This window comes from Pradoshia sp., assembly GCF_051873915.1.
GTDB lineage: Bacteria > Bacillota > Bacilli > Bacillales > Pradoshiaceae > Pradoshia.
On record NZ_JBJEFJ010000109.1, the window covers coordinates 2473 to 10211 of the forward strand.

At 45.1% G+C, this 7739-nt stretch carries 9 protein-coding genes and 1 other annotated feature; of the genes, 2 read left to right on the top strand and 7 right to left on the bottom strand.

The window, feature by feature from the left end; translation table 11 throughout:
- Nucleotides 1–369, bottom strand: a 369-nt coding sequence (locus ACI35L_RS09940) for an SMI1/KNR4 family protein (protein ID WP_439802809.1), incomplete at its 3' end; no start/stop codon positions are given.
- 27 nt (nucleotides 370–396) lie between these two features.
- Nucleotides 397–969, bottom strand: coding sequence for a hypothetical protein (locus tag ACI35L_RS09945; protein ID WP_439802810.1), 573 nt, complete (start codon nucleotides 967–969; stop codon nucleotides 397–399).
- 295 nt (nucleotides 970–1264) lie between these two features.
- Here ACI35L_RS09945 and ACI35L_RS09950 point away from each other — a divergent pair, with 295 nt between their 5' ends.
- Nucleotides 1265–1477, top strand: coding sequence for a ribosome alternative rescue factor ArfA (locus ACI35L_RS09950; RefSeq protein WP_197089932.1), 213 nt, complete (start codon nucleotides 1265–1267; stop codon nucleotides 1475–1477).
- On the opposite strand, the gene ACI35L_RS09955 is transcribed toward ACI35L_RS09950, so the two are convergent.
- The 5 genes from ACI35L_RS09955 to ACI35L_RS09975 form a co-directional block, all read right to left on the bottom strand.
- On the bottom strand, nucleotides 1474–2397 hold the full coding sequence (locus tag ACI35L_RS09955; protein ID WP_439802811.1) for a nucleoside hydrolase: 924 nt from the start codon (nucleotides 2395–2397) through the stop codon (nucleotides 1474–1476). The two genes, ACI35L_RS09950 and ACI35L_RS09955, sit on opposite strands and share 4 nt — an antisense overlap.
- On the bottom strand, nucleotides 2394–3548 hold the full coding sequence (locus tag ACI35L_RS09960) for an acyl-CoA dehydrogenase family protein (protein WP_439802812.1): 1155 nt from the start codon (nucleotides 3546–3548) through the stop codon (nucleotides 2394–2396). Before ACI35L_RS09960 ends, ACI35L_RS09955 begins: the two co-directional genes overlap by 4 nt.
- Before the next feature lie 59 nt (nucleotides 3549–3607).
- A complete protein-coding gene (locus ACI35L_RS09965; protein ID WP_439802813.1) occupies nucleotides 3608–4819 on the bottom strand; it encodes a GNAT family N-acetyltransferase in 1212 nt (403 codons plus the stop codon).
- A gap of 93 nt (nucleotides 4820–4912) precedes the next feature.
- Nucleotides 4913–5332, bottom strand: coding sequence for a YndM family protein (locus ACI35L_RS09970; RefSeq protein ID WP_049671165.1), 420 nt, complete (start codon nucleotides 5330–5332; stop codon nucleotides 4913–4915).
- A 117-nt stretch (nucleotides 5333–5449) separates the two neighbouring features.
- On the bottom strand, nucleotides 5450–5872 hold the full coding sequence (locus tag ACI35L_RS09975) for a DUF2606 family protein (RefSeq protein ID WP_049671166.1): 423 nt from the start codon (nucleotides 5870–5872) through the stop codon (nucleotides 5450–5452).
- A gap of 310 nt (nucleotides 5873–6182) precedes the next feature.
- Nucleotides 6183–6456, top strand: a binding site (T-box leader).
- Nucleotides 6457–6519: 63 nt separating this feature from the next.
- Between ACI35L_RS09975 and ACI35L_RS09980 the strand changes: the two genes are divergently transcribed.
- A complete protein-coding gene (locus ACI35L_RS09980) occupies nucleotides 6520–7731 on the top strand; it encodes an MFS transporter (protein ID WP_439802814.1) in 1212 nt (403 codons plus the stop codon).
- Nucleotides 7732–7739: the final 8 nt, after the last annotated feature.

Below are 7739 nucleotides of genomic sequence, written 5' to 3' on the forward strand. Positions count from 1 at the left end.
AGCCAATTCCTCCCTTTCACCGGTCTCATGATCCCAAAGGTACACCCTCTCGTCAATTCCCTCTTCCGTTCTCCGGTAGCATAAGAGATCTCCTGTCTCATCTTCCGCGATGGCAATTAAATCTTCTGGCATGCCTTCATCCCTTAATTCACTGTTCTGGCGGACCAGGTCATCCCATGTTTTCTTCAGATTGGCGGGATCCTTAATCGGAAAGAGTGTCCATTCATCCACCTGGGCATTATTCGTCAGCATGAATAATTCTTTGTATTCTGCCGGTAAACGAATACCCAATTGTTCCTCTGCCCGATTAATCTCAGTCTCTGTCACACCCGGTTTTCTTGAATCTACCCATTCCAGTACATCCTTCATTAGCTAAACATCCCTTCCTCCCAGTATTCATTTATCCGCATAGCGGTCATAAACAGATTGTTGAAATTCATCAAACCTAATCTTCTCAAGCCCCAGCAACCTTTGGCCTGCATCATTTACCGCAATAACATGCCCTTTATCGTAAACAAACCAAGCGTCCATCGGGAATTCATAGATTAGCTTTCCTTCTGTGGCAGTCCGTTTATCTAAGGATTCTGCCAAGTCCTTTCCAAAGCCGATTCCCATAAAGGAATAATAACCGCTTTCATTTTTGGAAATGGCTACGACGTTAACCGGCCTTCCATCCTGATAGACAGCTGCATACCAATCATCCGTTTTCTCAAGTGTATCGTTTTCATTTTCCAAGAATGCTTTTGAATAACGCCATTGTTGATGAAGCTCGCCAATTTGTATGTTCTCACTGGCAGAGAAATGAAAATCCTCATGATCCTCCGCTCGTACGGTTTCTAACACAGCTTCCACCAAATACTTTTCTGCATATTCCTTTGGGGAAGCCGCTTCAGGCGGATTAGCCTCCATGCACGAGGTCAATATGCTTATTAGCAGGACGGCCGTAAACAAGGATATCCATTTTTCCATAACAGCTGTCCTCCCTTTCCTCTTAAGGCTGACAACCATTTACTTATCTTATGATTGAATTATGCAGCCGCATGATATAATATGGACGTACAAAGACAGTCAAAACCGGAGAGCTGGTTACTCTTTGGCACAATCGCCGCGAGCGGCGTACTAAAGCCACCCTCCCGCTTTACAGCATAGGGTGGTTTTTTGTGTCTCTGGCTTAAGGGAGGCTATATCTTTGAAGCGGAACAGGTATTTTTCAGAAAATTATACCACACCCTTGCTTTTTTTAGGGAAAAATTAGGAGGAAAACATGATGAAGAAAAAGAAGAAAACCATCGGCGAGATGACGAACAGCCGTATGACATGGTCCATCAATCCGACAACCCGGGTCGTAAAGAATAAGAAGGGAAAAGGCTCCTACAGTCGCACGAAGTTCAAACATCGTGGAGACGGGGAGCTTTTTTCATGCATAAAAATAGCCCAGCGGTCATCCAAGATGACAGCTGGGCCAATAACCGTTTAAATCACTCTGCTTAAGAAATGCTTCACAAAACGCTCTTCATCTACATCCACACACACATTAACGAGCGGTCTCCCTTGTGCATTCGGACAGGTCTTTCCTTCCCTTTCTCCTTCAAGCTCCACCCATAGACGTTCCGGCTTCAAGCTAACGAAGCTCTTGTCAATCGCCAAGCCGACCGCAAGCGGATCGTGGAGCGCACAGCCCTTAATCCCTGGGTTTGCTTTCTTGTAGAAGTCAATATAGAACTCCGTCATGTCAGCGAAGAAGGAGCCGAGCTCTTCCCCTTTTTCACGCCAGCCCTTCAGCTCCTCTGTCGGAAGCAAGGTTTGCATGGTCACATCAAGTCCGACAAGATAGAGCGGCAGATTGGAACGGAAGACAAAGTCAGCCGCCTCCGGATCGCGGTGAATATTCGCCTCTGCATGTGGTGTGACATTTCCTTTCGTGTATACAGCGCCGCCCATGATGATGACTTCCTCAAACAGAGCTGTAATCTCCGGTGCCTTTTGAAGGGCAAGGGCCAGGTTCGTCAGCGGACCGACGCAAATATACGTGATCTTGCCGGGCTTATTTTTCACCTGTTCAATTAAGTAATCTACGGCATGCTGGTCACTATGGGCCATTTCATCCGTTGGCTCCTCATCGATTAAGTTGCCGAGGCCGTCATGTCCGTGTACGACATGAGGGAAGTCACCGTTCAAGCCTCTATTCAAGGTTTCCCCCGCACCTGCATAGACAGGGATGTCCGAACGGCCAAGCTTCTCAAGAACGAGCCGGGAGTTACGCGTTGCCTTCTCCACGGTTACGTTCCCGAAGCAAGTAGTAAGTCCAAGAAGCTCAATTTCTGGGGAATGCACGGCATAGGCAATGGCCAGCGCATCATCAATTCCTGTATCGACATCTACTATAATTGATTTCATTCTGCTTTCTCCTCATCATCTTGTAGTATCTGGTTTGCGAGTAAGGCAAGGACTGCATCATCCATCGGAGGATTGTGAAGCCCCGCTCTCACGTCGCGGAAATAGCGCTGCATGGGATTAGATTTCTTCAAGCTTTGGGCCCCGACGACCCTCATCGCCTTATCTACGATGCTGATGGCTGCATTCGTGACCGCATATTTGACGGCAGCGAGCTCGCCTGCCATTTCATCCCGTTCATCCGGTTTCTCATCCCAGCGGGCAGCGACCGCATAGAGGAAATGGCGGGCCTGCATAAGCTCGAGCTCGATATGGCCAATCTTTTCCTGAATATGGGGCAGGCTCGAAATCGGCTTTTGCAGGCTATTCGGCGTATAGCTTTTCGCAAATTGCACGGCATAGTTCCGCGCACCTAGAGCGATGCCAATATAGCAGGCTGGAATATGTAAGAGCCAGCCGGTTCCTTTCTTTGGTGCCGCCTTTTCGACATAGTCATCCGCTTTGACGTGGACGTTCTGGAGAACAAGATCATGACTGCCTGTGCCTTCCATCGCAATCAAGTCCCACGTCTCATCAATGGACACACCTGCTAGACGTTTATGTACCATGAACCAGCCGACTGTTTCCTCCTCTGGAATCCAAGCACTGACTAGGAAGATATCCAATGCCGGAGCAAGTGAGGTGAAGGTCTTGCGGCCATTCAACACCCAGCCGTCACCCGTTTTCACGGCTGTCGTTTGCGGCCGGCCGCCTCTTGTCGGGCTGCCGGTTGCCGGCTCAGAGGCTGCCCTGTTCACTAATGCCCCTTTGGCAATCGCATGGAAGAACGCATCCTTTTTCGCCGGATCCCATTGCTGATTCTCCAAAACCTCTAAGATGGTCATATTATGCCAGCCGATTGCCAGGGAAGTAGAGCCGCAAGCACTTGCTATCAATTCCTGTCCATACAGGAATGCCTGCAATCCTTCCCCGTATCCGCCATACTCCTTCGGCAACGTCAATTTCGTATAGCCAATCTGCTTCAAATCCTCGATATTCTCAAACGGAAAGGCTTGATTGGCTTCATACTGAGGGGCCCTTTCCCCAAATGCCTTGACAGCGCCCTTCAAGCGCTTCATCACCTCAAGCTGCCTTATTTCCTTCTGTCCAATCATCCATCTATCACCCTTTCTAAACCTGCGTCACTACCAACTACTAACCTCTATAGGGAAAATTAAACATAATCATCCTGTAATAAGCCCATCTCCCACATATTCCAATAACCCTTACCCACTCTGGCATGGTCTCTCAGGAGGCCTTCCTTCTGAAAACCAATTCTCTCATAGCAGGCGATGGCTCTTTTATTGTGCTCATATACACCAAGTGTCACTTTATGTAGATCGAGATGCGAGAAGGCGAATGTGACCGCTTCCCTCATCATCTCCTCCCCGAGTCCCTTGGCACGCAAGGCTGGCGTTCCAATCAGCACCTTGCCAATCCGTGCTGACCGGTGGCGCTGATTGATTTTCCCGATGGCAATATGACCAATGCAATCACCCGTTTCATTTGAATACACACTGAACGCAACTTGCTTTTTATCTGCTTGATAGGCTGCTAGCTGCTTATCTGTGAGAGGGAAGGTGAAAGTTGAACCTGACCAAATCGTCATCTGTTCTTCACTGTCAATCCAGCTGATCAGTTGGTTGAAGTCAGCCTGCGTAAATGGTTTGAGGGTCAGGCGCTTGCTCTTCAGAACATAATCCTGCCCTAAATAATAGGGTTCAATCATGGTCTCGCCCTTTGGCGTAACCTCATAGGCCCTTGCTTCCGGCCGTGAGCTGACAATTCGGTGGAGTTCTCCGTTAACGTAATGAAGAGCCGTTCCGTCACTAGCTGCCATTCCGCCCATCATGACCCCTTCCTTGATCATCTGCTGATAGGCCGGCCGCCTTTTCTCCTCCTCATTATAATGCGGTGAATGGCTCCCTTGAAGAATACCTGTTCCGACGACCGGTTCAAGCTCTCCGCCATACGAATCCGTCACGCCCATCTCAAACCAGCAAATCGCCCCAGCACTGATTCCGCATAGAAGAACCCCTTGTTCATATGCCTTCTTCAAGATATCCACTAAGCCCCATTCCCTCCAAAGAGCCATCAAGTTCTTCGTGCTGCCGCCGCCGACATAGAGGATGTCCTGGGCTAAGATAAAGCTCTCTAAATCCCGGCATGGCGGCTTAAAGAGAGAAAGATGCGTCGGCTCACAGTCATACTGGTTGAAAAACTGATAAAACCGGTCAATATAGCCATCCGCATCCCCGCTTGCTGTACCGATAAAGCAAATCTTCGGCACCCTTGCTGCGGACTGGCGCATGATGTATTCATCCAGCAGCGGGTTATCCGGCTCCATTGAAAATCCTCCGCCGCCTAACGCGATTACCTGTTTCATTCCATCCCTCCACTCATCCTTTTTACCATTTTATCACGAACAATTCGCACAATATGAAAAGAAGCCCAATTCAATTGAATTGGGCTCTTCCCCTTAAGGGGTATAATCTGCATTGCCAGTGACTTTCTCTCCAGATTCCTTTACACCAAAAACATTTCGGTCGATCCATTTATGGAATAGCCATTCTCCGCCGGCTATTAGGATAGCAGCTAATAATGAAGCAGAGAGGATATTTGTGTCATTCGGGAACAAAGCCTCTCCCATTAACCAAATGACGGCAAAGGCCATTACCATATCAGATACGGTCGCAATTAAGTTCCGTTTCTGATGCTCCTCTGGTTCCCCGGACTTGCGGAAGATCAACAAGTCACCCAATACATAGGCCGCAAGCGTTAAGACAAGACTGACTATCAGGGTGTCTACAAAACTCACGCTAAAGGCAACGGTCAATACAATCCACAACACAGCTGTCACCATAACAAATTTAATCAATAAGGCTTTTGCATGCTCCATTCCTTCCACCTCCTCCCTTAAGCTTTGTTACCCATTACCACCTGTGACTGTATGTAAACAATCTGATTCCAGACAAAAATAAAAAGCCGAGCTTCTTGTTGGCTCCGGCTTCTTGCCCTAGATATCGAGAGTTAATTGGATGGTTGGTTGTTTTTTATGGTCTATGACAACGATTTTCTTCTTTATGACCTGATGATTCATATAGATTTCAACCGTATATAACCCTTGGCTGGCTGTCCACTGCACAATCCCTTTCTCATTCGTCTTCTGAGGGAAAGAAGCATTTCCATTTGACGCACTCTTTAAGATAACCTCCAAGTTGCCGATCGGTGCATCATCCTGGTCTGTGATGGACAAGGTAACCGGAATCTCTTGATCCGCTGCTGAGGCGCTCTCCCCGAAGGAATACTGTCCCTTATTCGCGAAAATCCCGCTCCCGTCCTTATCATCATAAAAGACCGCATAATAAAAGGCACAAAGATTGATTAGACAAATTAACAAGGCATAGAATACAAGCTTGACCTTCGCCACTGCATCCAAAATGAACTCCCCCCTTGTTGATCTTCTATTCACCGTACTGTGCAAACCCGTATGTCACACTTTCCATTACTTGTTACTCATTTTACCACAAGTTTTCAGAATTATGCTTGGTTAACAGAATGTTTACAAAAGCTCAACGGCTTCTTAAAATTCATTTCGATTCCTGCTCTTTTAGCTGTATGGTTTAGTGGATTATGCTCACTTTCCTTTACGTAAATGGTTTTCAAAGTGGAGGATGGACTGAAGAAATTCATTTTAAAATTTTTTTAATCCTTTTTTTATTCTGTTAATCAGTGTATAATCACCTATAATAAATGCCATGAAGAGAAGAGTAAGTGTGCTCAAGCATAACAGAGAACTCCAGCAGCTGAAAATGGAGGATGTAATAGCCCACTGAACCAAGTCTTGGAGCAACGCATAGGAATTTCGTCTAGATATTGATTATGTGTCGGTTTCTCCCGTTATCGAGATAGAGTATAAACATTTGTTTCATTATGTCGTACTCGAAAAGGTTTCTGTGGTGACACAGGAATAAACTGGGGTGGTACCGCGAACTTCTAAATATAAGGAGTCTCGTCCCTAAGGATCATAATCCTTGGGGGTGAGATTTTTTTTGTTTTATAAACAATATATTTAGGAGTGATACAATGAAATGGAAAAATCCTCTTTTACTTTTATTCGGAATCGGAATATCCAATATCGGGGCATGGGTTTATTTGATTGCTTTGAACTTGATTATATTAGATATGACGGGGTCACCTTTAGCTGTATCAATCCTGTATATTCTTTTACCCATCGCAGCCTTATTGACGAATTTTTGGTCTGGAACGTTTATTGATCGATTAAACCAAAGAAATCTAATGATCCTTCTAGACTTAATAAAAGCAATATTTATTTTTACCTTGCCGTTTCTAGATTCGCTTATTCTCATCTATCTAGTCGTCTTTCTAATTAATATAGCTAACTCGATTTTTGAACCTACTTCCATGGTTTACATGACTAAATTAATTCCCAAAACGGATAGACAAAGATTTAATGCACTGAGAAACTTCATTCATTCATGTGGATTTATACTAGGACCTTCCATTGCCGGTTTCCTTTTTATGATTGGTTCTCCAAACCTAGCAATTCTGATGAATTCGATCGCGTTATTTTTATCAGCCATCGTCATTTTTCTTCTTCCTAATGTGGAGATTGGGAAAAGCGATAGTATAACTGAAAAAGCTACTGCCTCTTTAATTTTAAACGATTGGAAAAGGATCCTGACATTCAGCAAAACAACTATTCATGTGACCTTCGTTTATGTTCTATTTAGTATCATTTCAGTGTTTATGACTGCTTTGGATTCTTTAGAGGCTGCATTTGCCACAGAGGTTTTATCTTTATCTGAAAGTACCTATGGATTTCTTGTCAGTATTGCCGGTGTTGGAATTATCGGGGGCTCATTGGTAAATGCTGTATTCGCCAATAAATTATCCTTAAATATTCTGATGGGACTTGGTGCCATCTTCACTCCTATCGGCTATCTTATTTTTGCTTTTTCAACTGATTTCCTAGGGGCATCTATCGGTTTCTTCACCTTAACCTTTTTCTTATCTTTCGCTAATACAGGGTTTTTAACGTTCTATCAAAACAATGTACCCGTAGATATTATGGGCAGATTCTCCAGTGTCTTCGGAATGCTGGAGGCTGGTTTAATCATCTTATTTACCGTTATACTCGGATTATCTGCTGAACTGTTTGAAATCCGGCCAATCTATATGATAGGCTCTTTTGCTTTTTTGGCATTGGGGCTACTTATTACCTTTATTGTATCGGATAAATCGAAAAGAAATTATTATGAGCAAGTGATAGAATAATAAAAAGG

Excerpts from the sequence above, each read along its gene's own strand:
- ACI35L_RS09950 (WP_197089932.1), top strand. The coding sequence starts at position 1,265 with ATGATGAAGAAAAAGAAGAAAACCATCGGCGAGATGACGAACAGCCGT.
- ACI35L_RS09980 (WP_439802814.1), top strand. The coding sequence starts at position 6,520 with ATGAAATGGAAAAATCCTCTTTTACTTTTATTCGGAATCGGAATATCC.
- ACI35L_RS09970 (WP_049671165.1), bottom strand. The coding sequence starts at position 5,332 with ATGGAGCATGCAAAAGCCTTATTGATTAAATTTGTTATGGTGACAGCT.
- ACI35L_RS09955 (WP_439802811.1), bottom strand. The coding sequence starts at position 2,397 with ATGAAATCAATTATAGTAGATGTCGATACAGGAATTGATGATGCGCTG.
- ACI35L_RS09965 (WP_439802813.1), bottom strand. The coding sequence starts at position 4,819 with ATGAAACAGGTAATCGCGTTAGGCGGCGGAGGATTTTCAATGGAGCCG.
- ACI35L_RS09960 (WP_439802812.1), bottom strand. The coding sequence starts at position 3,548 with ATGATTGGACAGAAGGAAATAAGGCAGCTTGAGGTGATGAAGCGCTTG.
- ACI35L_RS09945 (WP_439802810.1), bottom strand. The coding sequence starts at position 969 with ATGGAAAAATGGATATCCTTGTTTACGGCCGTCCTGCTAATAAGCATA.